This is a genomic window from Streptomyces sp. DF42 (assembly GCF_058267695.1).
In genome coordinates, this window is sequence record NZ_CM177859.1 from 2929526 (window position 1) to 2956364 (window position 26839).

Sequence of the window (26839 nt, forward strand, 5' to 3'; positions counted from 1 at the left end):
GCTGGTACTTCAGGGGACCGGCCGCACTACGTCCAGCCTGTCGATCATTGTTCGGTATATCGGCCACACGGAACCGCGTGTGGCTTGTCGGTCCGTCAGAGAGGTACGTCCTCCGGTTGGACGGCGTACGGGAAACTACTGGCTCGGACGACGAGTTGGGGTTCGATGGTCGTCCTGCGCGCAGTGGCGTGCGGCCGGCCCTCGATCAGCTCCAGGAGCATCGCGATGCCGCGTTTTCCCACGGTCGAGAAGTCCTGCCGGACGGTGGTGAGGGGAGGAGCGAAGAACTCCGACTCCGGGATGTCGTCGAAGCCCACCACCGCCACGTCCTGGGGAGTTCGCACACCGGCCTCCCGCAGCGCCCGCAACGCCCCCAGTGCCATCTGGTCGTTGGCGACGAAGACGGCGGTCAGCCCCCGGCCCACCCAGCCGGCCAGTTCCTGGCCGGCACGGTAACCCGACAGCGGACTCCAGTCCCCTCGAAGCAGCATGGGTGGCTCAACCCCCGCCGCTTCGAGGGTCACCCGCCAGCCGGCCGCCCGGTCGGCCGCCTCCTGCCAGTCCTCGGGCCCGGCGAGGTGCCAGACATTACGGTGACCGGCGGCCAGCAGGTGACCGGTGGCCAGCCGGGCTCCGAGGTGCTGGTCCACGCTGACGCTGGGTATCTCCACGCCCGGCCCGCTGCCCACCACCACCACCGGGAAGGGACAGCGCAGTTCGGTCAGTGCGCCCACGGCGGACCGCTGCGGGGCGATCGCGACCACTCCCTCCACCCCGCCCTCGCTGAGGTGGTCCAGGGCCTCGGACAGCGTCTCCATGGTCAGTTTGCGCAGAGTGACCGTCGAGACGAGATATCCCTCGGCCCGCGCCGCCTCTTCCAGCGCGAACAAGGTACTGGCCGGTCCGTAGAGGGTGGTGTCGGAGGCCACCACCCCCAAGGTCCGGGTGCGCCGGGTCGCCAGGGCCCGTGCGGAGGAGTTGCGGCGGTAGCCCGTCTCCTCGATCACTCGCAGCACCCTGGCCCGTGTCTCGTCCCGCACGTTGGGATGGTCTCCCAGCACGCGGGACACGGTCTGATGGGACACGCCTGCCAGGCGTGCCACGTCGGCCATGGTGGGCGGCCGAAGCTGCTCGTGGGTCACGGCCGTACCTCCTTGGCGCTCGTTTGCCGGCAAGGCCCGTGTTGTGGGCGGAGGGCCCTGCCGGGGCGGCTTCGCACAGGTCTCCGGGAAGGCCCAGCAGCACTGGCGGGAACGAGGTGTCGGGACACTGCGGGCACGACGCTCGTATCTCCCACGCTGACGCTGGACGCTGGCCGGTGAATGCGAAGGTCATTGTGAGCGCTAACAAATCACGCCGGTCAAGAGGAATGCGGGCGTAAGGCCGTCACGGTTGAATAACGCGGCCGGAAGGGCTTGGCCGAGCGGCCGCTCAGCAGCGCCTCAACCGCGGTCACACCAGCGGAAGTTGACGCCCGGGGCAGTGCTACGAGCACCACCACAGGAAGCGCCTGCACGTTGCCGACGGCTGCGGGGACGGGCCGGAGGTCGTCGGACCGGAGGTCGGGTTCGAGCCCGAGTCGGGCGGGGGCGTCGAGTCGGCGGAGCCGGGGAGGGCTGCCGATCGGGTCGCCTTGCCGGCCGTCGGGGTCGCGTCGACCTCGCCGTCGGCGGACTTGGACGCCGACGGCGAGGCGGAGGCGTCCGGGGAGGCCGAGGGCTTGCCGTCGGGGATCCCCGTGCCGTCACCCGAGGGCCCTGCGGATTCGCTCGGCTCCGCCGTCGAGTGGTCGGCCTCGGCCGACCTGCCCCCGCCCGCGGACGGGTCGTGGGACGAGAACCCCGGCGCGTCCACGCCGAGTTCGGCCAGGCTCAGACCACCCGCCGCCAGGACGAAACCCGCGGCGACGAGCAGCGTTCGCTTGCGGCGTCGCCGATGGAGCGCGGCCTTGCGGTCGCGGCGGCTCGTATCCGTCGCGCCGTCCGCGGTGGCGGGACTTCGCCGGCCACCCCGGCCCTGCTCGCGGCGACGCGCGGCGCGACCGTGCGGCTCGTCGCCCTCGTCCCCGCGACCGTCGTCGTCGGCATGCCCATCGGGGGCCACAGGGAGACCGTGATCGGCGAGAGCGACGGCTTCGCCGTACGGCTCCGGCTCGTAGGCATCTCGGTACGCGCGTAGCTGCTCGACGCGTGTCCCGCACCCCGCACAGGCGAGGGCGCCGTTGAGGTGCCGTTGGCACGGGTGGCAGTAGTCCATGACGCGGGAAGGTTAAGTTCCCTTACGGTCAGGTTCCTAGTCGCGGCGGTGAAGGTTGTGTGACGGACAGGCCATATCGGCACGACCGACAGAGTGAGATGGCACACATCACAGAGTGGCGACTTTCGCAAGGGGCGCTGGAACTGCCGAAACCGTTACCCGTTACACCCATTGACACCCCGCTCACGCGGTACTTACTGTCTGCCCAGCATTTCGAACGAGTGACGAAATCTCGAACATCCGAAGGGTAACTTCCGTGCGCATCACCGGAATCAGCACGCACGTGGTCGGTACGCCGTGGCGCAACCTGACCTACGTCTTGGTGCACACCGACGAAGGCATCACGGGTGTCGGCGAGACCCGCATGCTGGGCCACACCGACGCGCTGGTCGGCTACCTGAGGGAGGCCGAGCAGAACCACATTCTCGGGTCCGACCCGTTCGCTGTCGAGGACCTGACCCGCCGCATGAAGTACGGCGACTACGGCCGCGCCGGCGAGATCGTGATGTCCGGCATCGCCGTTATCGAGATGGCCTGTTGGGACATCAAGGGCAAGGCCCTCGGCGTACCCGTGTGGCAGCTGCTCGGCGGCAAGGTCACCGACAAGGTCAAGGCCTACGCCAACGGGTGGTACACCACCGAGCGGACGCCCGAGGCGTACCACAAGGCCGCTCAGGGCGTCATGGAACGCGGCTACAGGGCGCTGAAGATCGACCCCTTCGGCACCGGGCACTTCGAGCTCGACCATGAGCAGACCCTGTACGCGGTCTCCCTGATCGAGGCCGTCCGGGACGCCATCGGCCCCGACGCCGAGCTGATGCTGGAGATGCACGGCCGCTTCTCCCCCGCCACCGCCGTCCGGCTGGCCAAGGAGCTCGCGCCCTTCAAGCCCGCCTGGCTGGAGGAGCCGGTTCCGCCGGAGAACCTGAAGGCGCTGGAGAAGGTCGCCGCCAAGGTGGACATGCCGGTGGCCACGGGTGAGCGCATCCACGACCGGATCGAGTTCCGGGAACTCTTCGAGAGCCAGGCCGTCGACATCATCCAGCCGGACGTCGGCCACATCGGCGGCATCTGGGAGACGCGCAAGCTCGCCGCGACCGCCGAGACCCACTACATGCTGGTCGCCCCGCACAACGTGGGTGGGCCCGTGCTCACCGCCGCCTCGCTCCAGGTCGGCTTCACCGCCCCGAACTTCAAGATCCTTGAGCACTTCAACGACTTCGCGGACGCCGAGATCAAGAAGGTGGTCAAGGGCGCGCCGCAGGTGAACCCGGAGGACGGCTGCTTCCACATCTCCGACGCGCCCGGCCTCGGCGTGGAGCTGGACGTGGACGCCGCTGCCGAGTTCCCCCAGCAGCGGGCACACTTCAACCTGTGGGCCGAGGGCTGGGAGAAGCGGAACCCGAAGGACGCGCAGTGAGCTCCGCGGCCGTCGTCGTCGACGCCCCGGGCGCCTTCCACCTGGCCGAGCACACACCTCGGGACCCCGGTCCTGGCGAGGCCCTGGTGCGGGTGCACGCGAGCGGGATCTGCGGCAGCGACCGGGAGGTGTTCCAGGGCAACCGGCCCGAGGGATACGTGCGTTACCCGCTCACGCCCGGCCACGAGTGGTCCGGAACGGTGGAGCGGGTCGGCGCCGGCGTCACCGAGGCGCTGGTCGGCCGCAAGGTCGTCGGCGAGGGCTTCCGGAACTGCCAGGTGTGCGACCGCTGCCACGCGGGTGAGACCACACTGTGCAGCGCCGGGTACGAGGAGACCGGGTTCACCCAGCCGGGTGCGATGGCGCCCACGCTGACCCTCCCGGCGAGGTTGCTGCACGTGCTGTCCGACGACGCCGACCTGACGGCGGCGGCCCTGCTGGAGCCGGCCGCCTGCATCGCGGCCGCCGCTCTCAAGGCGAACGCGCAGCCGGGCGAGAAGGTCGCCGTGGTCGGCACCGGCACCCTCGGAATGTTCGCGGTGCAGTTCCTCAAGGCCGTCTCGCCGGTGGAGTTGCTGGTCGTCGGCACCCGCCGGGACCGCGAGGCGCTGTCGCGGCAGTACGGCGCCACCGACTTCCGTACGAAGGACGAACCGCTCCCGGACGACTTCGACGTCGTCATCGAGACCGCCGGGTCCGCCGACGCCGCGCGGACCTCCGCCGCCCTGCTGCGGCGGGGCGGGCGCCTGGTCCTCACCGGGATCCCGGCGGCCGGCGCGAACGGGCTCGACCCCACGGATCTCGTCGTACGGCAGCTGGAGGTGCACTCCGTCTTCGGAGCGCCGCCGGACGCGTGGGCACACACCGTGCGGGTGTTCGGAGCCGGGTTGCTCGACCCGCTGCCTCTGGTCACACACGAGCTGCCGCTCGCGGAGTTCCCGCAGGCCATCGAGCTCGTCGGCTCCGGCGATCCGAAGGTCGGCAAGGTCCTCCTTCGCCCCTAGCCGTACGCCGGTACGGGGCGACGTGACAGCCTCCGTACCGGCGTACACCCAAGTCCCGCACGACTTGAGCCGCGAACTTCGTCCGAAATATCGAACACTAAGGACACCTTGTGACCGACGCTTCCGCCCCGGCAGCCCGTCGACCCGGCGAGCAGGCGCTCGCCGCCCTGGGTCTGGGCGCGCCCGACCTCTCCCCCGCTGACGCCTCGCCCCATACCTTCCCGGGTGGCGGCCGCTGGCGCACCGAGATCCCCTCGTGCGAGGGTCCCGAAGCGCTGGCCGTCGTCCTGAAGGAGGCCTCGCGGCTCGACGTGCCGATCCACCGGATCAGCCAGGGCAGCGGCGTGTGGATGCTGACCGACGCCGAGATCACCGAGATGGTCGAGGCGACCGGCGAACGTGACATCGAACTCTGCCTGTTCACCGGCCCGCGCGGCACCTGGGACATCGGCGGTTCCACGCGCACCGACTCGCGTGGGGGCGGTCTGCGCGCCCGCGGGCACGACGCCGTCGCCGGGTGCGTCGAGGACGCCATCCGCGCCACGGAGTTGGGCGTCAAGTGCCTCCTCGTCGCCGACGAGGGCGTGCTGTGGACGCTGCACCGCGCACGTGCCGCCGGGATCATCCCGGCCGACACCACCCTGAAGGTCTCGGCGCTGATCGGTCCGGTCAACCCGGCCGCGTACGCGGTGTACGAGCAGTTGGGCGGCGACTCCATCAACGTGCCCAGCGATCTGACGCTGGACCACCTCACCGAGATCCGCCGGGTCTCCGCCGCCCCCATGGACATGTACATCGAGGCCCCCGACGACCTCGGCGGATACATCCGGATGTACGAGGTCGCCGAGCTGATCCGGCGCGGCGCACCGGTGTACCTGAAGTTCGGGCTCTCCAAGGCTCCCGGCATCTACCCCTACGGGCACCACATGCGGGACCTGACGCTGTCCACCGCCCGCGAGAGAGTGCGGCGCGGTCGGCTGGCCCTCGATCTGCTCGCGCGGCACGGAGCCGACGGCGACATGGCTCCCCTCGGTTCGCGGCTGCCGGGGACTCTCAAGCGATTCGACAAGTCCGCATAACGTTCGCACAACGCCCCTTCACAGAAGCACACGGGCGCAAACAGAATCCCACTTATCTCTCGGTCCCCTCCGCACCGCCCTCAAAGCGTCCTTGCACAGCAGACCGAGCCTGCCCACACACATCAAGGATGATGATCATGCGCACTCGCAGAGCCGCACTCGCCTCCATCGCCGGAGCCGCCTGCCTCGCCCTCACGCTTTCCGCCTGCGGACAGAGCGGTGAAGGCGGCAGCAAGGAGGACAAGGGCAGCGCCAAGGGCGGCACCATCGGCATCGCGATGCCCACCAAGTCCTCCGAGCGCTGGATCGCCGACGGCAAGAACGTCGTCAAGGACCTGCAGGCCAAGGGCTACAAGACCAAGCTGGTCTACGGCGAGGACGACCCCGACCAGCAGGTCTCGCAGATCGAGAACCTGATCACGCAGGGCGTCAAGGGCCTGATCGTCGCGGCCATCGACAACAAGTCGCTGAACAACGTGCTGCAGCAGGCCGCGGACGCCAAGATCCCGGTGATCGCCTACGACCGTCTGATCCTCGGCACGAAGAACGTCGACTACTACGCGTCCTTCGACAACGAGAAGGTCGGTCAGCTGCAGGCCAACTACATCGTCCAGAAGCTGGGCCTGGACAAGGGCAAGGGCCCGTTCAACATCGAGCTGTTCGCCGGCTCCAACGACGACAACAACACCAAGTACTTCTTCAACGGCGCGATGAGCGTGCTGCAGCCGTACATCGACAAGAAGAAGCTCGTCGTCAAGTCCGGCCAGACCAAGCTCACCCAGGTCACCACCCTGCGCTGGGACGGCGCCACCGCGCAGAAGCGCATGGAGGACATCCTCACGTCCACCTACAGCAAGGCCAAGGTGGACGCGGTCCTGTCCCCCTACGACGGCATCTCCATCGGTATCCTCGCCGCCCTGAAGTCGGACGGTTACGGCTCCGGCAGCAAGGCGCTCCCGGTCATCACCGGCCAGGACGCCGAGCTCGCCTCGGTGAAGTCGATCATCGCGGGCCAGCAGACGCAGACCGTCTACAAGGACACCCGCAAGCTCGCCGATGTCGCCGCGGGGATGGTCGACGACGTCCTCAAGGGCAAGAAGCCGCAGGTCAACGACACCAAGACCTACGACAACGGCACCAAGGTCGTCCCCGCCATGCTGCTGCAGCCGGTGAGCGTCGACAAGACCAACTACACCAAGGAACTGGTCGACACCGGCTACTACACGGCGGGCGAGCTGAAGTAGCCCCCCTGTCGGTGAAGTCGGTGAACAGACCGGCCATTCCTACGGATTGAAAGGGCACACCATGGCGGGACCCGTCCTGGAAATGCGCTCGATCGTCAAGACCTTTCCCGGGGTCAAAGCGCTGTCGGACGTCACGTTGACCGTCCGTCAGGGCGAGGTCCATGCCATCTGCGGTGAGAACGGCGCCGGGAAGTCCACCTTGATGAAGGTGCTCTCCGGCGTCCATCCGCACGGCACGTACGAGGGCGACATCCTCTTCGAGGGTGAGACCTGCGAGTTCAAGGACATCCGGGCGAGCGAGCAGCACGGCATCGTGATCATCCATCAGGAGCTGGCGCTGGTGCCGTTCCTGTCGATCGCGGAGAACATCTTCCTCGGCAACGAACACGCCTCGGGCGGTTTCATCAACTGGAACGAGACGCTGAAGCACGCCACCGAGCTGCTGCGCCGGGTCGGTCTGAGCGACCACCCGGAGACCCGGATCGCCGACATCGGCGTGGGCAAGCAGCAGCTGGTGGAGATCGCCAAGGCGCTGTCCAAGAAGGTGAAGCTGCTCATCCTCGACGAGCCGACCGCGGCTCTGAACGACGAGGACAGTGGCAAACTCCTGGATCTCATCCTGGAGTTGAAGAAGCAGGGCATCACCTCGATCATCATCTCCCACAAGCTGAACGAGATCCGGCGGGTCGCCGACTCGGTGACGATCATCCGCGACGGCAAGTCCATCGAGACCCTCGATGTGAAGTCGGCGGAGACCACCGAGGACCGGATCATCTCCGGCATGGTCGGCCGCGACCTCGACCACCGCTTCCCCGAACGCACGTCGTACGAGGGCGAGTCGGACGCGGCACCCGCGCTGGAGATCCGCAACTGGACGGTGCACCACCCGATCGACCAGCAGCGCAAGGTGGTCGACGACGTGTCGATCAACGTGCGGCGCGGGGAGATCGTCGGCATCGCCGGTCTGATGGGCGCGGGCCGCACGGAGCTGGCCATGAGCGTCTTCGGGCGCAGCTACGGCCGGCACGCGGGCGGCACGGTCCTCAAGGACGGCGCGGAGATCCGCACGAAGACCGTCGCGGAGGCGGTCGAGCACGGCATCGCGTACGTCACCGAGGACCGCAAGCACTACGGCCTCAACCTCATCGACAACATCAACCGCAACATCTCGCTGACCGCGCTGGACAAGGTGGCCAAGCGCGGTGTGGTCGACGAGCACGAGGAACGCAAGGTCTCGGAGCGCTTCCGCAAGTCCATGAACATCAAGGCGCCGACCGTCTTCGAGACGGTGGGCCGGCTGTCCGGCGGCAACCAGCAGAAGGTCGTCCTCAGCAAGTGGATCTTCGCGGGTCCCGAGGTGCTGATCCTGGACGAGCCGACGCGCGGCATCGACGTGGGCGCCAAGTACGAGATCTACACGGTCATCGACCAGCTGGCCGCCGAGGGCAAGGCGGTCGTCTTCATCTCCTCCGAGCTGCCGGAGCTGCTCGGTATGTGCGACCGCATCTACACCATGGCCGCCGGGCGGCTCACGGGTGAGGTCCCCCGGGCCGAGGCCACGCAGGAAGTGCTGATGCGCCAGATGACGAAGGACAAAGAGGTAACCCGATGAGCACGGATGTGACGGACAAGGTCCCGGCCTCGGCTCCGCCCGGCAAGAGCGGAGGCACGGCCGCCGAGAGCAACCTGCTGCAGCTCATACTCGGCGGCCTGCGCCGCAACATGCGGCAGTACGGCATGCTGATCGCGCTCGGCCTGATCGTGGTCCTGTTCCAGGTGTGGACCGGCGGCGACCTGCTGCTGCCGCGCAACGTCTCCAACCTGGTGCTGCAGAACAGCTACATCCTGATCCTCGCGATCGGCATGATGCTGGTGATCATCGCGGGTCACATCGACCTGTCGGTCGGATCGCTGACGGCGTTCGTGGGCGCGTTCGCGGCCGTGCTGACGGTGCAGCACGGTGTCGCGTGGCCGGTCGCCCTCGTACTGTCCCTGCTGGTGGGCGCGGTCGCGGGCTCGGTGCAGGGCTTCCTGATCGCGTATCTCGGCATACCGTCGTTCATCGTGACCCTCGCGGGCATGCTGCTCTTCCGCGGTCTGACGGAGATCTTCCTGCAGGGCCAGACCCTCGGCCCGTTCCCGAACGGTCTGCAGGAGCTCGGCAACGGCTTCCTGCCGGAGGTCGGCCCGAAGACCAACTACCACAACCTCACGCTGCTGCTGGGCTTCGTCCTGCTGGCCTTCGTGATCTACCAGGAGGTCCGCGACCGCAAGCGCGAGCAGGAGTTCTCGCTGGACGTGCTGCCGCGCAACGCCTTCCTGCTGAAGCTGGTCGCGATCGCCGCCGCGGTCCTCGCGGTCACGATGCTGCTCGCCAGCTACCAGGGCGCCCCGATCATCCTGATCGTCCTCGGTGTGCTGGTGGTCGGCTACGGCTACGTCATGCGCAACGCGGTCTTCGGCCGTCACATCTACGCGATCGGCGGCAACCTGCCGGCGGCGAAGCTGTCCGGCGTCAAGGACAAGAAGGTCACCTTCCTCGTCTTCCTGAACATGGGCGTGCTCGCGGCCCTGGCGGGTCTGGTGGTCGCCGCCCGTCTGAACGCGGCATCCCCGAAGGCGGGCCTCAACTTCGAACTCGAGGCGATCGCCTCGTCGTTCATCGGTGGCGCGTCCATGAGCGGCGGTGTGGGTACCGTCCTCGGCGCGATCATCGGTGGTCTCGTCCTCGGCGTGCTGAACAACGGCATGAACCTCCTCAGCGTCGGCACGGACTGGCAGCAGGTCATCAAGGGCCTCGCCCTGCTGGCCGCCGTCGGCTTCGACGTCTGGAACAAGCGCAAGTCCGGTTCGTAGACCGGGGAAACCGCCAGTGGGCCCCGCCGGAAGGCGGGGCCCTTCCCATGGGAGGAGACGCAGGACCAGTGAAATCGCTCTTCGGCAAGCTCGCCGACGGCACGGAGATCCACAGCTGGACGCTGGAGAACGGCGGGACCAGGCTGAAGGTCCTCTCCTACGGCGGGATCGTCCAGTCCCTGGAGATCCCGGACCGCCACGGCCGGTACGCGAACGTCTCCCTCGGTTTCAGCACCCTTGAGGAGTACGTGTCCCATTCCCCGTACTTCGGCGCGCTGATCGGCCGTTACGGCAACCGCATCGACGCGGGCCGGTTCACACTCGACGGCGAGCGCCACCAGACTGACGTCAACGACGGCGGGAACAGCCTGCACGGCGGCGCCCAGGGCTTCGACCGGCAGGTGTGGGACATCGAGCCGTTCACCCAGGACTCGGACATCGGCCTGCACCTGTACTACACGTCCGTCGACGGCGAGATGGGCCACCCGGGCACGCTGAAGGTGAAGGTGACGTACACCCTCACCGAGCACGGCGACTGGCGCATCGACTACGAGGCCACCACGGACAAGGCCACCGTCGTCAACCTCACCAGCCACGTCTACTGGAACCTCGCCGGCGAGGGCAGCGGCACCATCGAGAACCATGAGCTGTCCATCGCCGCCTCCCGCTACACGCCGACCGGACCCGGGCTGATCCCCACGGGCGAGCAGGCCGAGGTCGCGGGCACTCCCTTCGACTTCCGCGAGGCCAAGCCGGTCGGCCGTGACCTGCGGGTCGCCGACCAGCAGGTGCTGTACGCCAAGGGCTTCGATCACAACTGGGTGCTCGACACGGGCGTCACGGCCGAGCCGGAGCACGCCGCGGCGCTGCACGACCCGCACTCCGGCCGCACCCTGAAGATCGCCACCGACCAGCCGGGGCTGCAGTTCTACTCCGGCAACTTCCTCGACGGCACCCTGACAGGCACCGGCGGCCGCACCTACCGCCAGGGTGACGCCCTGTGCCTGGAGACGCAGCACTTCCCGGACTCGCCGAACGAGCCTTCGTGGCCGTCGACCGTGCTCCGCCCCGGGCAGACGTACCGGACGACGACGATCCACTCGTTCTCCGCGTAGACGCTCCACCGGGCGGCCGTGAGAAGTTGCGGGCCGACTGTGGCCGGTCGCGCCCACGCGGCGGAGCCGCACAGGTCCGCGGCCCCGCGCCCGCCCCCTTCGGGGCGCGCAGTCACACCTCCTTCACCCGCGTTGAACGGCGCCACCCCAGCCACCGTATGTATGGGTGGCCCGTGCTCCCCCGCGCGGGCCACCCAAGGACGACGGGCCCGGTCGTCCCCACCGGGCCCGCCCCATACGGAGGTTCCATGGCCGACAACGTCACCTCGCTGTTCCGCAGCAATGCGGCACACAGCCCGTCGATGGCGGCGCTGACACGTGAGGGCGGCGACGGGACCGGCCCCGTGGACTTCTGTGTTCCCTGCAACCCCTACTTCCCGACCCCGGCGATGTTCGACACCATGTCGGCCCGGCTTCGCGACATCGTCACGTACTACCCGAGCAGCGCCGACACGATCACGGCCGAACTGTGCAGCCTGCTCCAGCTTCCGCCGCAGTGCGTGGCGATGGGCAACGGCTCGACCGAGCTGATCACCTGGATCGACCATCTGATGGTCCGTGAGTCCCTCGCCATCCCCGTCCCCACCTTCGGCCGCTGGACCGACCAGCCCATGGAGACCGGCAAGCGCGTCGACATGTTCCCGCTGCAGGAGTCCAGCGGCTTCTCCCTGGACCTCGCCCAGTACGCCGAGTTCATCCGGGCCCGCGGCACCCGCGTCGCCGTCGTCTGCAACCCGAACAACCCCGACGGCGGTTATCTGCAGAAGCAGGCGCTGGTGCAGTTCATGGACGCGATGGCCGACCTCGACCTGATCGTCGTCGACGAGTCGTTCCTGGAGTTCGCGGACGCCGAGGCCGAACCGTCCGTCGTGCAGGAGGCGATGATCCGCCCGAACGTGATCGTGCTGCGCAGCCTCGGCAAGAACTTCGGCCTGCACGGCATACGTTTCGGCTATCTGGTCGCCAACCCGGCGCTCGCGGGCCGGGTCCGCTCCATGCTCCCCAAGTGGAACCTCAACTCCTTCGCCGAGTACGTGGTGTTCATGCTCAAGGAGCACGGCGCCGAGTACGCGCAGAGCCTCCACCAGGTGCGCCGCGACCGCCTGGACATGGCCGGCCAGCTCTCCGCGCTGCCCGGTCTGACCGTCTATCCCTCCCAGGGCAACTTCCTCTTCGTGCGCCTTCCGGTGGGCGCCGAGGGCACCGTCGTCCGCGACCGGATGCTGACCGAGCACCGCATCCTGGTCCGCGAGTGCGGCAACAAGATCGGCTCGTCCAGCCGCTTCCTGAGGCTCGTGGTGCGCCCCCAGGTGGATGTGCGTCGCCTGGTGTCCGGCCTGGAACAGGTGCTCTACGGGACCAGGAGGGGAGCCGCCGTACCGGAGCTGAGCACCGGGACCGGCTACAGCTCGGGTACGGCGGCCGTGGACCGGCTGGTCGGGGCCACCAACGGGGCGGGCATGCCGCTCGCCGCGCAGGCGGGGCAGTTCATGGGCGCCGGGGTGCCGATGCCGGCTGTCGCGCAGGCGGCACCGCAGCCGGTCGCCGCACAGATGCAGATGCCTGCGGCGATGCAGGCGGTACCCGAGCCGATGCAGAGGCAGAGCCAGATGCCTGCGGCGATGCAAGCGGTACCGGAGCCGATGCAGATGCCGGCTCCGGTGCAGATGCCGGCGCCGGTCCAGCCGATGCAGCCGGTTCCGGAGCCGGTGCCCGCGCAAATGCAGCCGGTGCCCCCACAGATGCAGCCGGTGCCGGTGCAGATGCAGCCGGTGCCCGCGCAGATGCCGACGCCCCCGCCCGGGCCTACGCCGCCGGGCGTCCCGGCCCGCGGGGGTCTCACGGCCGCGCAGGTGCGGGGTATGACCGGCCCCGCGCAGGGACTGACTCCGGCGCCCGCCACCGGGTGGCCCAACGCCCAGAGCTGGCCCAGTGCGGCAGGAGCCTGAGGCCCTCACCTTCGTCGGCGCCCGTCCAGCAGGGCCAGCCCCAGCGGCGTGACCGTGTGCAGCACCACGCGGCCCGCCCGGCACGTGCTGAGCAGGCCCGCCTTGCGCAGGATGCCGACGTGGTGGCCGGCGGTGGCCGGGCCACGCCCGTGTCGTGGGCGAGTTCGTCAGCGCCCGTCCAGGAGGGCCAACCCCAGCGGCGTGACCGTGTGCAGCACCACGCGGCCCGCCCGGCACGTGCTGAGCAGGCCCGCCTTGCGCAGGATGCCGACGTGGTGGCTGGCAGTGGCCGGGGCCACGCCCGTGTCGTGGGCGAGTTCGGTCGTCGTCACGCCGCGGTCGGCGACCGATTCGAGGATCTCGGCGCGCGTGCGGCCGAGAAGGGCGTCCAGGGAGCGCGGGCCCGGCGTCGTACTCAGCGCGTCCTCGTGCGGCATGGGGTAGACCACGACGCACGGCAGCGCGGGATCCTTGAGCAGCGTGGGCGTTCGCCGGCAGAAGTACGAGGGCAGCACGAGCAGGCCCCGCCCGTCGAGGTGGACGTCGCGCTCGACGCCCAGACCCTGACCTCCAGGACCGGCCGGCGCCAGACGAGTCCGGGATGCAGCGTGTTGAGCAGTCCGCCGAGGTCACCGTCGGCCAGGTAGCGGTCGTGGACGGCGCGTTCGGCGTCGAAGCGGCTGCGGACGCGGCTCCACCAGGGGGCCAGCGCGGTCGCGAAGTAGTGCCGGTACAGGCGTCCCAGATGCGTGAGCGCACCTCTGTCGCCGTCAGCGAGCCGGCGGGCCCAGGAGGGCAACCGGCGTCCGGTACGGGCCAGTTCGGCCAGATCGTGTCCCAGCCGCTGCCGTGGCGTGGACAGCAGCGCACCGATTCCGGCATCCAGCCCGCCCGAACCGGCCGCCGGGGTCAGGAAGTCCGCCGAGTACCCGACGGGCGGCGCGAGCCGCAGCAACGCGCCCACGGGGGCGGCCAGCCGGCGCCGTACGGTGTGCCGCCAGGCGCCGAAGACGAGGGACGCGGTGTCGGTCTGCAGCAGGTGCATGCTGAGCAGCGCTTCCCACATGGGGTCGGGAGCCTGCGCCAGCCGGATCTGAGCCAGGTCGTCGTCGGTGAAGTGAATGCGTACGGCCATGGTCCCCATGCTGTGCGTTCCCGCGCCGCTTGCCATCCTCAGACGTCAGGGGGTGGCACGCGGAAGAGGTCATGGGGTGGCACGCGGACAGGCCGGAGCCCCGCCGCACGGGTCCACCGGACTCGCGTGACAGGGCATCCGGGAACGAGCGCCCTCAGCACTCCGCGACGGAGCTGACCTGGTCGCGGACGGGCGAGGCCAGGTCGATGGCCTGACCGTCCAGGATCACCTGGATCTCGTTCTCGTAGTCGGCGTCCTTGTACAGGCACCAGCGGCTGCCGGAGATGTTCTTCACCGACCACACGTGGTCGTTGAGGCCGCCGGCCAGGACGCCCAGGTCGGAAGCGCCGTCCGCCAGCGAGTAGTGGGCACCGCCGCCCTGCCCGTCGTGGTAGATGCAGAACTCCGACGGGTCGCACGGCCAGGTGGCCGGGTCGCCCGGAGCCGGGGCCGCCTGCGCGGGTGCGGTGACGGCGAGCATGGCAGCGCTGCCGGCGAGTGCGGCCAGCCCGAGGGCGAGGCGGTGCTTGCGAAGGGCCATGGTGTGGTTCCTTTCCCCGTTGCTTGCACGAACAGGAACCAGCCTGGTGCGGAGGCGGCCGCCCGCGCACGTGCCTTCGATCTGGATCGAATCCTCGGCCAGGGGTGGCCCGTGGTGCGGGCCACCCCTGGCACGCGTGTCAGTGCTTCGGGCACTCCTGCCACGCCATGTGGTAGACGGTGCTGATGTCCCCGTCGGTCGAGTCCATCGTCATGAAGCTGACCTTGCCCGGGTTCGCGGTCCCCGCGTTCACCCTCAGCTCGGTGTTGATGTTGAAGTTGCGGAGAACTCCGCAGGGCGCCCAGACCAGTTGGGCCCAGTCGGTGCTGTCGGTGGCCTGCCAGTCGTCGTTGTACGAGCCGGTGAAGGGATGGGTCTTGGGCACCGTGCTGGAGGAGCCCTGGAAGTAGTACGAGGCCTTCTGCGTGGCGGACGCTCCCGGCTGGAGCGAGAGGAAGCCCCGGTAGTCGGCGCTGGCGATGGCGTAGGTGAAGCCCTGCGGGACGTGCACGATCAGGTTGAGCTGGCAGTTTCTACGGAAGGCCGTGGGGTCGGAGTTGCCGCCGGCCTGGGCGAGATAGGTGCTGTACGTCACCGTGAAGGCCGTGTTGTCGGGGGAGACGGCGACGGCCGCGGTGCCCGCGGGGCAGCCGGAGCCGTTCACCGTCGCCACATCGATGACGATCTTGTCCGGGGGCGGGTTGTCGACGACGGGGGACGAGCTCTGGGCGGGGAGCGCGGTGGTGAGCAGAGCGGCTATGGCGCCGCTCATCAGGAGTCCGCCAGACATGGTCTCTCCGGTTCTGTGAGTGGGGGGTGGCTCGCCCCGGCGCTCAAGCAACCCTTTGGAGAAACCGTGGGGTTCCTGTGAAGACCGGAGGCGATCGCATCGTAGGGAGACGCACATACGGCGGCCAGGTCGAACTCAAGCCATTCACAGGTGTGGTTTTCACAGGGCGAACGCGCGCCCCCCTCCGCCCCTAGGGGTTCTCCCAGGCCGCCGGCTCCGCCGCCAGCTGCTGCACCGGCTCCGGCAGGGCGTCCGCCGCGATGTCGGCGATCGTGACGCCTTCGAGGATCCTGCGCACGTTGGCCCGCAGGGCGATCCACAGGGGCAGCAGGGGCTGCGCGGACCCCGTGTACTCCAGGCCGGTGGGCCGCTCGCCGCGCACGGAGACGATCGGGCCGTCGACGGCCCGGATCACGTCCGCGACGGTGATCTTCGCGGCCTCGCGCGCCAGCCGGTAGCCGCCGTTGCCGCCGCGCCGGCTGTCGACGACGCCGCCGCGCCGCAGGTCACCGAGGATGCCTTCGAGGAACTTGTGCGGGATGTCCTGTGCGGCGGCGATGGCCTCGGCCTTCACCGGAGCGCCGTCGTGGCGCACAGCGAGCTCCAGAACCGCCCGTACCGCGTAATCCGCCCGTGCCGAGATCCTCATAGCACCATTGTGCTGGGTCCGGTCGTACAGAATGACCTCGCGCGATGACGTGGCGCGACGACCTCGCACGCGCCGCCGACGGCACCGGCACGACGGGAGGCTCCCTTGGAGCTCAGCAGACGCACCTTCAGCGCCCTCGCCGGCACCACCGCGCTCGGCCTGGCACTCGGCGGCAGCGGGGCCGCGACCTGCGCCTACGCCGCCCCGAGCGCCCCCACGGGCCCGCCGCCCGGCCCGCCGGGAGCGGACGGGCGACGGCACACGGTCGGGTTCGACCGCCACTCGCTCCTGGTCGACGGCCGCCGGCTGGTCGTCTGGTCCGGCGAGATGCACCGTTCCTAAACAGTGTCCAGGAGTGACATTTGCTGCCAGCTCCTGGAACTGCGCGCATCCCAGTGGCTGACCCGGGTGAACGCCATCGCCGCCCGGCACCAGTACACCGGCGGCGAGGGCACGATCCTGCTCTACCAGATCGAGAACGAGTACGACGCGCACGTCAGCGATCCGGCCGGCCGCGACTACATGGCCCACCTGTACAAGAAGGTGCGGGCCGACGGCATCGACGTCCCGCTGTTCCACAACGACAAGGGCCGGAACGGCTATTGGACCCCTGGCTCCTTCGACACAGGCGGGGAGCAGGGGCGTTGGCTGTACGGCTTCGACGGCTACCCCTCGCCCACACAACTGCCCCCTGACTGGGGCAGCTTCGGAGTCGGCGGGGTCAAGGGCGGAGCCACCGCCAGTCCCCGGACCCCCGGCTTCGTGCCCGAGTTCGGGGGCGGCTGGTTCGACCCGTGGGGCGGCGCCTGGTTCGACGGCAAGGGGTACGAGGAGTCGCGGCGCATCCGGGACGCGGCCTACGAGCGGCGTTTCTACCTCACCAACCTCGCCAACGGCATCACGCTGCACAGCGTCTACATGACCTTCGGCGGCACCTCGTGGGGCTGGCTGCCCGCGCCCGTCGTCTACACGTCGTACGACTACGGGGCGGCCATCGACGAGGGACGCCGGCCCACCACCAAGCTGATCCCCATGCACCAGCTCGGGCATCTGCTGCGTCACGTCCCCGACTTCGCCAAACTGGACCGGGCGGCGGACGTCACGGCGGACGGCCTGAAGGTGTACCACCTGACCAACCCCGACACCGGCGCCCATGTGTACGTCCTGCGCAACGACGGCACGGTGCCGGTCGACGCCACCCTGCCGGTCCCCGGCGCCGAACTTCCCGTCACCGTCCCGGCGCAGGACGCGCGGCTGCTGGCCGCCGGTATCAGGCTGGGGCGGCGGCGGACGATGCGGTACTCCAACGCCCAGCCCATGCTGGCCCTCACCGCCGGACGCCAGGAGATCGCCGTACTCACCGGGCGGGCGGGCGAGACGACGGTGACCGCCCTGGCGTGCGCGAGCCGGCCGACGGTCACGGTGCTGGACGGGCAGGCCGAAGCGTCGTACGCGGCAGGGCTGTTGCGTATCGATGCCCAGCTCGACGGTCTGACGCGGCTGTCGGTCACCGGCGGCGGCACCGCCACACCCCTCCTGCTGCTCCTCGCCGACGACGAGACGTCCCTGCGGCTGTTCCCGCGCGACACCCCTGCCGGCCCGGTGCTGGTGTACGGGCCCGCCCTGCTGCGGACCGCGGCCGTCGACGGCGCGGCGCTCCGGCTGACCGGGGACACCGTGGGGGCCGCCGAGCTGGAGGTGTGGGGACCACGCGGGATCCGGGAAGTCACCTGGAACGGCGTGGAGTCGCAGACCCACTCGACCTCCTCCGGAAGTCTGCGCGGCACCCGCCCGCTCGCCGGTGTCGGGACGGTCGCACTGCCCGCCCTGCGCACCGGCTGGCGCCGGAGGAACGAGAACCCGGAGTCAGCGCCCCACTTCGACGACTCCTCCTGGACACCGGCCGACAAGACCTCCTCCCACAGCACCACCCCGGTCCCCGCCGGTCGGCCCGTCCTGTTCGCCGACGACTACGGCTTCCACTACGGCGACGTCTGGTACCGCGGGCACTTCGCCGACGCGAGCGGCGCCGAGTCCGTGTCGCTCGCCTACAGCACGGGCACGCAGGGACTGCTGATGGCCTGGCTGGACGGGCGGCCACTGGGGACGCACCGGATGCCGGTGCCGGACAACAGCACTGTGCGACAAGGGAGTTGGGCGGCCACGGCGGTCCTCGCCGTCCCCGAGGCCCTGCGGACGGCCGGCCCGCACGTCCTGTCCGTCCTCGTCCGCCGTATGCAGCACGACCAGGACGGCAAGGCGCGGGACACGCACAAGGTCGCGCGCGGGCTGACGGCGGTCACCTTCACGGGGGCCGGCCCGAAGGTGAGCTGGCGGCTGCAGGGAGAGGCGGCACCCGACCCCGTGCGCGGGCCGCAGAACAACGGCGGGCTGTACGGGGAGCGGCAGGGCTGGCATCTGCCGGGGCACGGCGACGACGGCTGGGAGGCCGTGGAGTCGCCGCGCGCGGACCGACGGCAGGGAGTGACCTGGTACCGGACGACCTTCCGGCTCGCGGTCGAGGCCGGCACCGACGCCTCCATCGGGCTCGTCCTGGACGACGACCCGGACCGCGCCTACCGCGTCCAGATCTTCCTCAACGGCTGGAACATGGGCCAGTACATCAACGACGTGGGCCCGCAGCACACCTTCGCGCTCCCCAACGGGATCCTGCGCACACGTGGCTCCAACACACTCACCCTGGCCGTCCTGTCCGACGGGACCACACCGTCGGGTCCATCGGACGTACGGCTGACCTTGCTCGGGGCGGCAGCGGGAGGGGTGCCGGTGACCCCGGTCTGACCCTCCTGCCTCCGCCCCGGCGCGGGCGGCTACCGGGCCAGCCGGATCACGTTCCAGGACAGCGGTTCGAGTACGGCGGTGAGGGTGCCGCCCGTCACGGCGGTGCCCTCGACCGCGTGCGGGGCGACCCGCTCGGGCTCGTCGAGGGTGTTGCGGGCGTCCGGGTCGGCGTCCGCGAGGGCACTGTGCTCGACGACGGACGTCAGGTCGAGGCCGTTGAGGGCGACTTCGAGCGGAAGCGCCTCGGTGCGACTGCGGTTGACGGCGAAGACGGTGACGGTGCCGTCCTCCGCGCGCACGGCCGTGGCGTGCAGCAGGTCGGCCTCGCCGTACTTCTTCGTCTCGTACGTCGGTGAGTCGACCCGGACGTCGAGGACCTGGCCGCGGCCGTACTGCGAGGCCTGGGCGAAGGGGAAGAAGGTCGTCTGGCGCCAGGCCGGGCCGCCGGGCTCGGTCATGATCGGGGCGATGACGTTGACCAGCTGGGCGAGACAGGCGACGGTGACGCGGTCCGCGTGCCGCAGCAGGGCGATGAGGAGCGAGCCGACGACGACGGCGTCGGTGACGCTGTAGTTGTCCTCCAGGAGGCGGGGGGCCTCCGCCCAGTCCCGCGCGCCGGAGTTCTCGATCGCGTGCCACTCCGAGATGTACCAGACGTTCCACTCGTCGAAGGAGAGGTTGATCTTCTTCTTCGACTTCAGCTTCGCGCCGATGTGGTCGGCGGTGGCGACCACGTTCTCGATGAAGGACTCCATGTCGACGGCGGAGGCCAGGAAGGAGTCGACGTCGCCGTCCTCGGGCTGGTAGTAGGCGTGCAGGGAGATGTGGTCGACGAGGTCGTACGTCTCCTCCAGGACCGTCGCCTCCCACGCGGCGAAGGTCGGCATGGACTGGCTGGAGGAGCCACAGGCGACGAGTTCGACGCCCGGGTCGAACTGGCGCATCGCGCGGGCGGTCTCGGCGGCGATCCGGCCGTACTCCTGGGCGGTCTTGTGGCCCGTCTGCCAAGGGCCGTCCATCTCGTTGCCGAGGCACCACAACCTGATGCCGAACGGGTCCTTGTCGCCGTGGGCGACGCGGAGGTCGGACAGAGCGGTGCTCTCGGGGTGGTTGGCGTACTCCTGGAGTTCGAGAGCCTCGGCGACTGCGCGCGTGCCGAGGTTGATGGCCATCATGGGCTCGGCCTGGGGGCCGACCTTGCGGAGGAAGTCGATGTACTCCGAGAGGCCGAAGCGGTTGGTCTCGGTGGAGCGCCAGGCGAGGTCGAGGCGGCGGGGGCGGTCCTCGACGGGGCCGACGGAGTCCTCCCACTTGTAGCCGGAGACGAAGTTGCCGCCGGGGTAGCGGATGGCGGTGACGCCGAGTTCGCGGACCAGGTCGAGGACGTCCTGGCGCAGGCCCTTGTCGTCGGCCGTGGGGTGGTCCGGTTCGAAGATGCCGGTGTAGACGCAGCGGCCGAGGTGTTCCACGAAGGAGCCGAAGATCCGGGGATTGACCTCGCCGACGGTGAAGGCGGGGTCGAGGGCGAAGCGGGCGGTGCTCATGTACGCCTTTCGGGGGTGGTATGTCTGTTTCGCGGGCGGGTGCGGGTTGTTCCGAGGCTGGTCAGGTCAGGTCGGCTCAGGTCGCCCCATGCCCGCCCCTTCTGATCGACTGCGCCCGATCGCCGTGTTCGGTATCTCGGCATCTGCTCGTAACCTCGAACCGGACGGTAAATAGGAAGCGCTTGTCAGTCAATGGGTTGCACGGGACTTTCCAGCCAGGGAGGTCGTTCTCGGTTGAACTACGGCCTGGTCTCGGGCAGCCTGCTGTGCGGCGGCGAGAGCGGCTAGAGCCGCAAGAGCCATAAGAGGGGGAGCGATGAATGTCGCGGGCGCGCGGAAGAAGGCGGCCCGGCTCACCGCGGGGCTGCGGCGCTCGCGAAGGGCCTCCTCCGGGATGCGGGAGCTGACGAAGGGCCTCGGTGCGGCCGTGCGGGCCAGACCGCGCCCGCCGGCCGACGCGCGCGAACTGTGCCGGGTGCTGTGCGAGGAGATGCGCGTACGGCGCGGTGGGCGGCCCGTGGAGCTGCGGTTCGAGCGGTTCCCGGACGAGATCGAGGTCACCGGGCTGTGGGTGGAGTTCCAGGACTTCGACCTGGTGATCGTCGAGGAGCGGGCCGAGGCGGTGCAGCAACTGGTCATCCTCGGCCATGAGTTGTGGCACCTGCACGCCGGGCACAGCCACCACCACCTGGCCGGGGCGGCGCTGGCCGGCCGGCACGAGTGGAATACCTTCGACGACGCCGCGCTGTCCGTGGCCGCGCGTGACGGCTCCCGTGCCGCCGACGAGGCGGAGGCGGACGACTTCGGACATCGGCTCGCCGCCGTGTTCCGGCCCCTGCTGTCCGGGGGGTCGGGGCGGTCCGGACAGGACAATGTCGCCCCGCTCGACCCGCTCCGACGGTCCCTCGGCTACCGGGGGCGCGGGGGAACGGCGCGGTGACGACGGCCCTCGCCCGACTGGCCTGGTCCCCCGCGGGTTTCGTCAACGAGTTCTACCCGTCGTTCTGGTGGATCCCGGCCGGCGTCCTGACCGCCGCCCTGGCGATCAAGCTGCCCACCATCGTGCGGCTGTGGAGCGACCCGCTGCTGCGGGCCGTCGGCGGCGTACTGCTCATCGCCTGCGCCGTGTTCGTGTTCGTGGCGCCGTCGACGATCGCCCGGGTCAACCGGATCACGGGCGTGCCGAACATCTCGGCGCCCTGGGTGTACTCGCTGCTGACCGCGTTCTGCGGCTCCTGTCTGCTGCTGATCATCGCGTGGCGCAACGGGCTGTCCGACCGTTCGGCGTCGACGGTCCGCGCCGTGCGCTGGGTGATCGCGGGCACCTGCACGGTGATCGCCGCGCTGTGGGTGCTGTTCGCGCTGGCGGACGCGCCGGTGGAACGGCTGCGGGACCTCGACACGTACTACGCCGACACCCCGTACATGCGCGAGATGATCCTGCTCTATCTCCTCGCGCAGGCCGTGGCCACCGTGATCACTTCGGGCCTGATCTGGAACTGGGTCCGCACCGACGGACTCGACGCCTGGCTGCGCTGGGGCCTGAAGTTCCTGGGCGTCGGCTACGCGGCCCAGCTCTCCTTCTACGCGGTCAAGTTGCCCGCGGTGGTGGCCCGCTGGACCGGCCGCCGCCTGGACTGGCTGAGCACGGCGGTGGCCCCGCCCCTCGCGTGCCTGTCGGCCATCCTGATAGCGATCGGCTTCATCCTGCCGCACGCCGGCCAGTACCTGCACGAACGCTGGCGGGTCCATGCCGCCCACCATCGCCTGCGCCCCCTGTACCTCCTCATGCGCACGGTGAACGGCTCCGGTGTGTCGTTCGTCCTGCACGCCACACCGGAGCTACGGCTCATCCGCCGGGAGACGTTCATCCGCGATGTCCTGCTCCCCCTGGCCCGCCACATCGACGAGGACCGACGCCACCGGGCCTACGAGGCCGCCCTCGCCCTCGGCCACGCCCCGTCCCACGCCAAGGCCCTCGCCTCCGCGGTGGCCCTCCAGGACGCGGTCGAGGCCCGCCACCGGCCGACGGAGACCGACCCGGACCACTCCCCCGACACCACAGACCTGCTCCGCGAGATCACCACCCTGTCCCAAGCCCTGCGCCACCCGGCCGACCTTCTGGCCGTACGCACCCACGCACCGGAACCGGGCGTGGCGGGGCGAGGCGCCGCCGGGGTTGATCGGCGGGGTGTTCGCGGCTGAGGCCGGGGGCCGAAGGCCTAAGGTCCAGGGGTCCGGGCGGGAGCCGTGCACCTGCTCCCGCCCGTGTCGCCGCCTCGGGGTTCAGCCCGCGAACGCCGGCTGCGGCAGACCCTTTCCGGCACCGGGAACGACCAGCAGGGAGCCTGCCACCGGGTGGGGTGCGGTCAGGCCCACGCGGGCCGTCGTGACGTACAGGTCGGTCAGGTCAGGGCCGCCGAAGGCGCAGGCGGTCACGAGGGGCGTGGGCAGCTCGACCACGCGGTCCAGCTCGCCGTCGGGCGTGTAGCGGCGTACCGCCGAGCCGCCCCACAGCGCCACCCACACACAGCCGTCGGCGTCCACCGTCAGCCCGTCCGGGAAGCCGGCGCCGTCCTCGATCTGCGCGAACCGGCGCCGGTCCACGGCCAGGCCGCCCTCGTGGTGGAAGACGTCGACCTGTCGCGTCGGCGAGTCGATGTAGTACATCAGGCTGCCGTCGGGGCTCCAGCCGATGCCGTTGCTGACCGCGACGTCGTCGAGAACCGTCCGTACGTCCCCGTCCCCGGTGATCCGGGAGAGCGTGCCGCCGCCGGGGGCCTCGTCGTAGCGCATGGTGCCGGCCCAGAGGGAACCGTCGGGGGCGACGGCGGCGTCGTTGGCACGGCGGCCGGGGACGACCTCGCGGTGCAGCCAGCGGAAGGTGTCGTCCGGGTCGACGAGTCCGACCCCGTCCCGGAGGTTCAGGACGAGCCCACCGCCGGCCCTGGGCTTGGCCGCCCCCACGTGCTGGTCGGTCACCCGGACGCTGCGGCGGCCCGACACGGGGTCGTACGTGTGGACACGGGCGCCGAGGATGTCGATCCAGATCAGCCGGCCGGCGTCCGCGTCCCAGGTCGGGCCCTCCCCCAGGGTCGCCTCGACGCGCACCGCCACCTCGTACGCCGTCATACGACGGTCCTGTGGCCGAGGCGCTCCGAGAGTTCCACGGCGCCCTTGGCGGCGAGCTGCTCCAGCTCCTCGCGGCGCTCGTCGCTCCAGCGGATCATGGGGACGGAGATGGAGAGGGCGGCGACGACCTGCCCGGTACGGTCCCGCACCGGCGCGGCCACGCAGCTCACGTCCGGGTTGGACTCGCGGCGCTCCACCGCGATGCCGCGCTGCCGGATCTGGGCCAGGGCCTCGCGCAGGGCGGACGGCTCGGTGATGCTGTTGGTTGTCATCCCGACGAGCTCGGCGTCTTCCGGGATGCGCGAGCTGAGTTCGTGATCCGGAAGGGAGGCCAGCAGCATCTTGCCGACGGACGTGCAGTGCGCGGGCAGCCGGCGCCCGGCGGCGGACACCATGCGCACGGCGTGCGTGGAGTCGACCTTGGCGATGTAGATGACGTCGGTGCCCTCCAGGATCGCCACGTGGACGGTCTCGTCACAGGTCTCCGCGACGGACCGCGCCACCTGCTGTCCCTCGGCGGCGAGGTCAAGCTGCTCGGCGTACCGGCTGCCGAGCTGGTACGGCCGCACACCGAGCCGGTAGCGCCCCGGCTGCCCGGGCAGCTGGACGATGTACGCCCGGGCGGCGAGCGTGGTGACCAGCTCGTGCACAGTGGTGCGCGGCAGCTGCAGCCTGCGCACGATGTCGGGGGCGGAGAGCGTCCCGTCCCCGTCGAGGAAGAGCTCAAGAATGTCGAGAGCCCGGGTCACGGCAGGTACTAGGCGTCCCACAACCGGCCCCTCCCTTGTTATCTGAGGCGTCTGTGTTCGAAATTTCAACAGACGATCGGCATGACGAACACAGGCTACGCAAGTGCGTTTGCCCGGGCAATGGTTCTGCGGGGTCCAAGTACGGGAAAGGCCCGCGGTCGGCGGAACGGTAACCGTACGTCCGGTGCTCCCTTCAGAATGCCAGACAGCGGTTTTCCCTTGACCGGCCGGACATGATCGGAGCGCGGGTGGGCGACGTCGGTGAGGCTACGAGGGCGCACCCCGTCCTGGTGACGGGCGGCAGCGGGTTCGTGGGCAGCCATCTCGTGCGGCGGCTGCTGGAGCGTGGGTATCGCGTCCGTGCCACCGTCCGCAGCACGGCGAGCGCCCCGAAGGTGGCGCCCCTTCGTCGCATGCAGGGCGACCATCCCGGGCGCCTGGAGCTCTTCGAGGCGGATCTTCTCGTCGACGGGTCCTTCGACGAGGCCGTGGAGGGGTGCGGTGTCGTGTTCCATGTCGCCTCGCCGTTCTTCATGCCGGAGAAGATCAAGGACGGGCAGCGGGACATGGTCGAGCCCGCGCTCGTCGGGACGCGGAATGTCGTCGGGAGCGTGGAGCGGACGGCTACGGTGCGGAGGTTCGTCCTCACCTCCACCGTCGGCGCCGTGTTCGGTGACTACGCCGACGTGCTCGGCATGGAGGGGCAGGTGTTGAGCGAGGCGTACTTCAACACCACCAGCACCGTGGAGAACAACCCGTACCACTACGCCAAGACCGTGGCGGAGCAGGCCGCCTGGGAGGCGGCGAAGGGGCAGGACCGGTGGCGTATGGTCGCCGTCAACCCCGGGCTCGTGCTCCAGCCATCCCTCACTCCCGCCTCCGAGTCCGGGAGCCTGTTCCTGCTCGAAGAGCTCTTCAAGGGCTACTTCTTCTACGGCGCCCCCGACTTCAACTTCACCACGGTCGACGTCAGGGATGTGGCCGACGCGCACATCGCGGCCGCGGAGAAGCCGCAGGCACAGGGGCGGTACATCCTCGCGGCTGAGCGGATGACGTCCTTTCACGAGATGGCGCGGATCCTTCGGGGGCGGTATCCGAAGGATCTCCGGCTGCCCCGAACCCGCCTTCCGCACTGGCCTGTTCGCATCCTCGGCCCCGCCTTCGGGCTCACCCAGGACTACACCCGCAAGCACCTCGGCATCAGGTTCGAGGTCGACAACAGCCGCAGCGTGCGGGAGCTCGGCATCGGTTACCGGCCCGTCGAGGAGACCCTGCTGGATCACTACGAGGCGTGGCGGGCGCAGCGGTCCCGCACATGAGGAGCCGCTACGGCCCGTGCCCGCCCGGCTCCCCGAGCACCCCTCTCAGCCTCTGCGCCCGCAGCACCAGTTCGAGTTCGAAGCGCCGGTCCGGGTCATCGATCTCGTCGCCCCACAGCTCGCGGATCTGGCGCAGGCGGTAGCGGACCGTCTGCGGGTGGACGCCGAGCCGGGCGGCCACCTCCGGCGCTCCGCCCCGCGTCTCCAGCCACGCCAGTAACGTTTCCGCAAGCCGGCGCCCATGGGTCGGCCCGCAGTGCGCCAGGGGTGCCAGGCAGCGCAGGGCCAGGTCGTCGATCAGTTCCTCGGGCTGGAGGAGGACCAGGGCCTCCGTGTGTTCCGTGCAGTACAGGACGTCCGCGGTGGGCAGCAGCCGCCGTTCCATCAGGCGTACGGCCGCCTCGGCCCAGTGCAGCGACTTCGCCGCGTCGGCGAGCGGTACGGGCGGCCCGATGGCCCCGGACCAGCCGGTCAGCGCCCGGTGCAGTAACTCGGGGCGGCCGGCGGCGTCCGGCTCGGGGACGACCATGCGGGGCTGCTCGTACTCCATGTCGAGCAGCACGCCCTGTCCGACAGCGGGCGCGACCGCCTCCCGGGCCGGGCGGAGCAGGACGCCGACGGCCACCTTGCGCGGCAGCGGCCAGCCGACCCGGGCGGCCCGTTCGGTCAGGGCGTCGGCCGGGTCGCCCCGGTGGTGTTCGGCAAGCAACAGCTCCACCAGGCGGCGCTGGAGGCGCAGCCGCTCGCCGGCCTGCCGGGCCGCCGCCTCGGCGTAGCCGCGCACCGACTGGTCGACCAGTCCGTCCAGGTACTCGTAACCGGCGTCCACGAGCTCGTACATCGCGGGCGGCGGGATCTCGGCCTGCTGGCCGATCTCGGCGAAACAGCGCCAGGCCAGGCGTACGCCCATGCGGTAGATGGCCTGCAGCGAGTCCAGGGAGCGGCCGTGCAGGCCCTCGCCGCGGCCGAACTCCTGGAAGACGCCCGGCGGGACCGTCGGCCGGCCCTCCGACTGTTCCAGGTGCTGGACGAAGACCTCGATGGCGCGGCGGATGCCGACCAGGGCCATCGGCTCGCCGGACTCGTCGAGGACGAGTGGCAGGTGCGGGTACTCGCGGCGGATCTCCCGCAGGATCTCCTCGGCGAGCGTCGGCGCCTCGGCCATCGCCAGGGCGGCGAACCGCCGGACCTGGAGGCGGGGGACGTCGTGCCAGGCCGATCGGGTGGTGACGGCCGGCGAGTGGGCGGGCGTCAC

At 70.1% G+C, this 26839-nt stretch carries 23 protein-coding genes and 1 pseudogene; 13 read left to right on the forward strand and 11 right to left on the reverse strand.

Annotated elements, in window-relative coordinates; genetic code table 11:
• Window positions 1-95: 95 nt before the first annotated feature.
• Both ACYUED_RS13405 and ACYUED_RS13410 read right to left on the reverse strand, forming a co-directional pair.
• The gene (locus ACYUED_RS13405; RefSeq protein ID WP_491292504.1) at window positions 96-1142 is read right to left on the reverse strand and encodes a LacI family DNA-binding transcriptional regulator; all 1047 of its coding nucleotides are present in this window, start codon (window positions 1140-1142) and stop codon (window positions 96-98) included.
• A gap of 343 nt (window positions 1143-1485) precedes the next feature.
• Window positions 1486-2256, reverse strand: a complete 771-nt coding sequence (locus ACYUED_RS13410; RefSeq protein WP_491292505.1) for an SCO2400 family protein — start codon at window positions 2254-2256, stop codon at window positions 1486-1488.
• Window positions 2257-2512: 256 nt separating this feature from the next.
• On the opposite strand from ACYUED_RS13410, the gene ACYUED_RS13415 reads away from it, so the two are divergent.
• The 8 genes from ACYUED_RS13415 (at window position 2513) to ACYUED_RS13450 (ending at window position 12923) form a co-directional block, all read left to right on the forward strand.
• Window positions 2513-3676, forward strand: coding sequence for a mandelate racemase/muconate lactonizing enzyme family protein (locus tag ACYUED_RS13415; protein WP_491292506.1), 1164 nt, complete (start codon window positions 2513-2515; stop codon window positions 3674-3676).
• Window positions 3673-4680, forward strand: coding sequence for a zinc-dependent alcohol dehydrogenase (locus ACYUED_RS13420; RefSeq protein WP_491292507.1), 1008 nt, complete (start codon window positions 3673-3675; stop codon window positions 4678-4680). The genes ACYUED_RS13415 and ACYUED_RS13420 overlap by 4 nt, the downstream gene beginning before the upstream one ends.
• A 110-nt stretch (window positions 4681-4790) precedes the next feature.
• On the forward strand, window positions 4791-5759 hold the full coding sequence (locus ACYUED_RS13425; protein WP_491292508.1) for a hypothetical protein: 969 nt from the start codon (window positions 4791-4793) through the stop codon (window positions 5757-5759).
• A 137-nt stretch (window positions 5760-5896) separates the two neighbouring features.
• Window positions 5897-7003 carry a multiple monosaccharide ABC transporter substrate-binding protein gene (gene chvE, locus ACYUED_RS13430; RefSeq protein ID WP_491292509.1) on the forward strand — a complete coding sequence of 369 codons (1107 nt, stop codon included), beginning with the start codon at window positions 5897-5899 and terminating at the stop codon, window positions 7001-7003.
• 61 nt (window positions 7004-7064) lie between these two features.
• On the forward strand, window positions 7065-8615 hold the full coding sequence (mmsA, locus tag ACYUED_RS13435) for a multiple monosaccharide ABC transporter ATP-binding protein (protein WP_491292510.1): 1551 nt from the start codon (window positions 7065-7067) through the stop codon (window positions 8613-8615).
• A complete protein-coding gene (gene mmsB / locus ACYUED_RS13440) occupies window positions 8612-9859 on the forward strand; it encodes a multiple monosaccharide ABC transporter permease (protein ID WP_491292511.1) in 1248 nt (415 codons plus the stop codon). The genes mmsA and mmsB overlap by 4 nt, the downstream gene beginning before the upstream one ends.
• Complete coding sequence (locus ACYUED_RS13445; RefSeq protein ID WP_491294245.1) at window positions 9832-10974, forward strand: aldose epimerase family protein; 1143 nt, start codon at window positions 9832-9834, stop codon at window positions 10972-10974. The genes mmsB and ACYUED_RS13445 overlap by 28 nt, the downstream gene beginning before the upstream one ends.
• Window positions 10975-11222: 248 nt before the next feature.
• Window positions 11223-12923 carry a pyridoxal phosphate-dependent aminotransferase gene (locus ACYUED_RS13450; RefSeq protein ID WP_491292512.1) on the forward strand — a complete coding sequence of 567 codons (1701 nt, stop codon included), beginning with the start codon at window positions 11223-11225 and terminating at the stop codon, window positions 12921-12923.
• A gap of 167 nt (window positions 12924-13090) precedes the next feature.
• Here ACYUED_RS13450 and ACYUED_RS13455 read toward each other — a convergent pair whose 3' ends face one another.
• The 5 genes from ACYUED_RS13455 to ACYUED_RS13475 all read right to left on the reverse strand — a co-directional run bounded on the left by ACYUED_RS13455 (window position 13091) and on the right by ACYUED_RS13475 (window position 16038).
• Window positions 13091-13360 carry a winged helix-turn-helix domain-containing protein gene (locus ACYUED_RS13455; RefSeq protein WP_491292513.1) on the reverse strand — a complete coding sequence of 90 codons (270 nt, stop codon included), beginning with the start codon at window positions 13358-13360 and terminating at the stop codon, window positions 13091-13093.
• Window positions 13339-14058, reverse strand: coding sequence for a hypothetical protein (locus tag ACYUED_RS13460; RefSeq protein WP_491292514.1), 720 nt, complete (start codon window positions 14056-14058; stop codon window positions 13339-13341). Before ACYUED_RS13460 ends, ACYUED_RS13455 begins: the two co-directional genes overlap by 22 nt.
• 154 nt (window positions 14059-14212) lie before the next feature.
• A complete protein-coding gene (locus ACYUED_RS13465) occupies window positions 14213-14599 on the reverse strand; it encodes a peptidase inhibitor family I36 protein (RefSeq protein ID WP_491292515.1) in 387 nt (128 codons plus the stop codon).
• Between the two features lie 139 nt (window positions 14600-14738).
• Complete coding sequence (locus tag ACYUED_RS13470) at window positions 14739-15389, reverse strand: DUF4360 domain-containing protein (RefSeq protein WP_491292516.1); 651 nt, start codon at window positions 15387-15389, stop codon at window positions 14739-14741.
• Between the two features lie 190 nt (window positions 15390-15579).
• Window positions 15580-16038: an RrF2 family transcriptional regulator gene (locus ACYUED_RS13475; protein WP_491292518.1), complete on the reverse strand. Its 459-nt coding sequence runs from the start codon at window positions 16036-16038 to the stop codon at window positions 15580-15582.
• A 105-nt stretch (window positions 16039-16143) separates the two neighbouring features.
• Between ACYUED_RS13475 and ACYUED_RS13480 the strand changes: the two are divergent.
• Window positions 16144-16365, forward strand: a pseudogene (locus ACYUED_RS13480) (hypothetical protein); the annotation flags it as partial.
• 18 nt (window positions 16366-16383) lie between these two features.
• On the forward strand, window positions 16384-18840 hold the full coding sequence (locus ACYUED_RS13485; RefSeq protein WP_491292519.1) for a beta galactosidase jelly roll domain-containing protein: 2457 nt from the start codon (window positions 16384-16386) through the stop codon (window positions 18838-18840).
• A 29-nt stretch (window positions 18841-18869) separates the two neighbouring features.
• On the opposite strand, the gene arfA is transcribed toward ACYUED_RS13485, so the two are convergent.
• Complete coding sequence (gene arfA, locus ACYUED_RS13490) at window positions 18870-20384, reverse strand: arabinosylfuranosidase ArfA (protein WP_491292520.1); 1515 nt, start codon at window positions 20382-20384, stop codon at window positions 18870-18872.
• A 316-nt stretch (window positions 20385-20700) separates the two neighbouring features.
• On the opposite strand from arfA, the gene ACYUED_RS13495 reads away from it, so the two are divergent.
• Together ACYUED_RS13495 and ACYUED_RS13500 are read left to right on the forward strand one after the other, a co-directional pair.
• Window positions 20701-21324: a toxin-antitoxin system, toxin component family protein gene (locus ACYUED_RS13495; protein WP_491292521.1), complete on the forward strand. Its 624-nt coding sequence runs from the start codon at window positions 20701-20703 to the stop codon at window positions 21322-21324.
• Window positions 21321-22589: a DUF6545 domain-containing protein gene (locus ACYUED_RS13500; RefSeq protein WP_491292522.1), complete on the forward strand. Its 1269-nt coding sequence runs from the start codon at window positions 21321-21323 to the stop codon at window positions 22587-22589. Before ACYUED_RS13495 ends, ACYUED_RS13500 begins: the two co-directional genes overlap by 4 nt.
• 81 nt (window positions 22590-22670) lie before the next feature.
• On the opposite strand, the gene ACYUED_RS13505 is transcribed toward ACYUED_RS13500, so the two are convergent.
• Both ACYUED_RS13505 and ACYUED_RS13510 read right to left on the reverse strand, forming a co-directional pair.
• The gene (locus tag ACYUED_RS13505) at window positions 22671-23516 is read right to left on the reverse strand and encodes an SMP-30/gluconolactonase/LRE family protein (protein WP_491292523.1); all 846 of its coding nucleotides are present in this window, start codon (window positions 23514-23516) and stop codon (window positions 22671-22673) included.
• The gene (locus ACYUED_RS13510; RefSeq protein ID WP_491292524.1) at window positions 23513-24286 is read right to left on the reverse strand and encodes an IclR family transcriptional regulator; all 774 of its coding nucleotides are present in this window, start codon (window positions 24284-24286) and stop codon (window positions 23513-23515) included. Before ACYUED_RS13510 ends, ACYUED_RS13505 begins: the two co-directional genes overlap by 4 nt.
• A 212-nt stretch (window positions 24287-24498) precedes the next feature.
• On the opposite strand from ACYUED_RS13510, the gene ACYUED_RS13515 reads away from it, so the two are divergent.
• Entirely contained in the window at window positions 24499-25584 is a 1086-nt protein-coding gene (locus tag ACYUED_RS13515) for an NAD-dependent epimerase/dehydratase family protein (protein WP_491292525.1), read from the forward strand.
• A 7-nt stretch (window positions 25585-25591) separates the two neighbouring features.
• Here the strand turns inward: ACYUED_RS13515 and ACYUED_RS13520 are convergent, their stop codons facing one another.
• Window positions 25592-26839: a PucR-like N-terminal domain-containing protein gene (locus tag ACYUED_RS13520; RefSeq protein WP_491292526.1), complete on the reverse strand. Its 1248-nt coding sequence runs from the start codon at window positions 26837-26839 to the stop codon at window positions 25592-25594.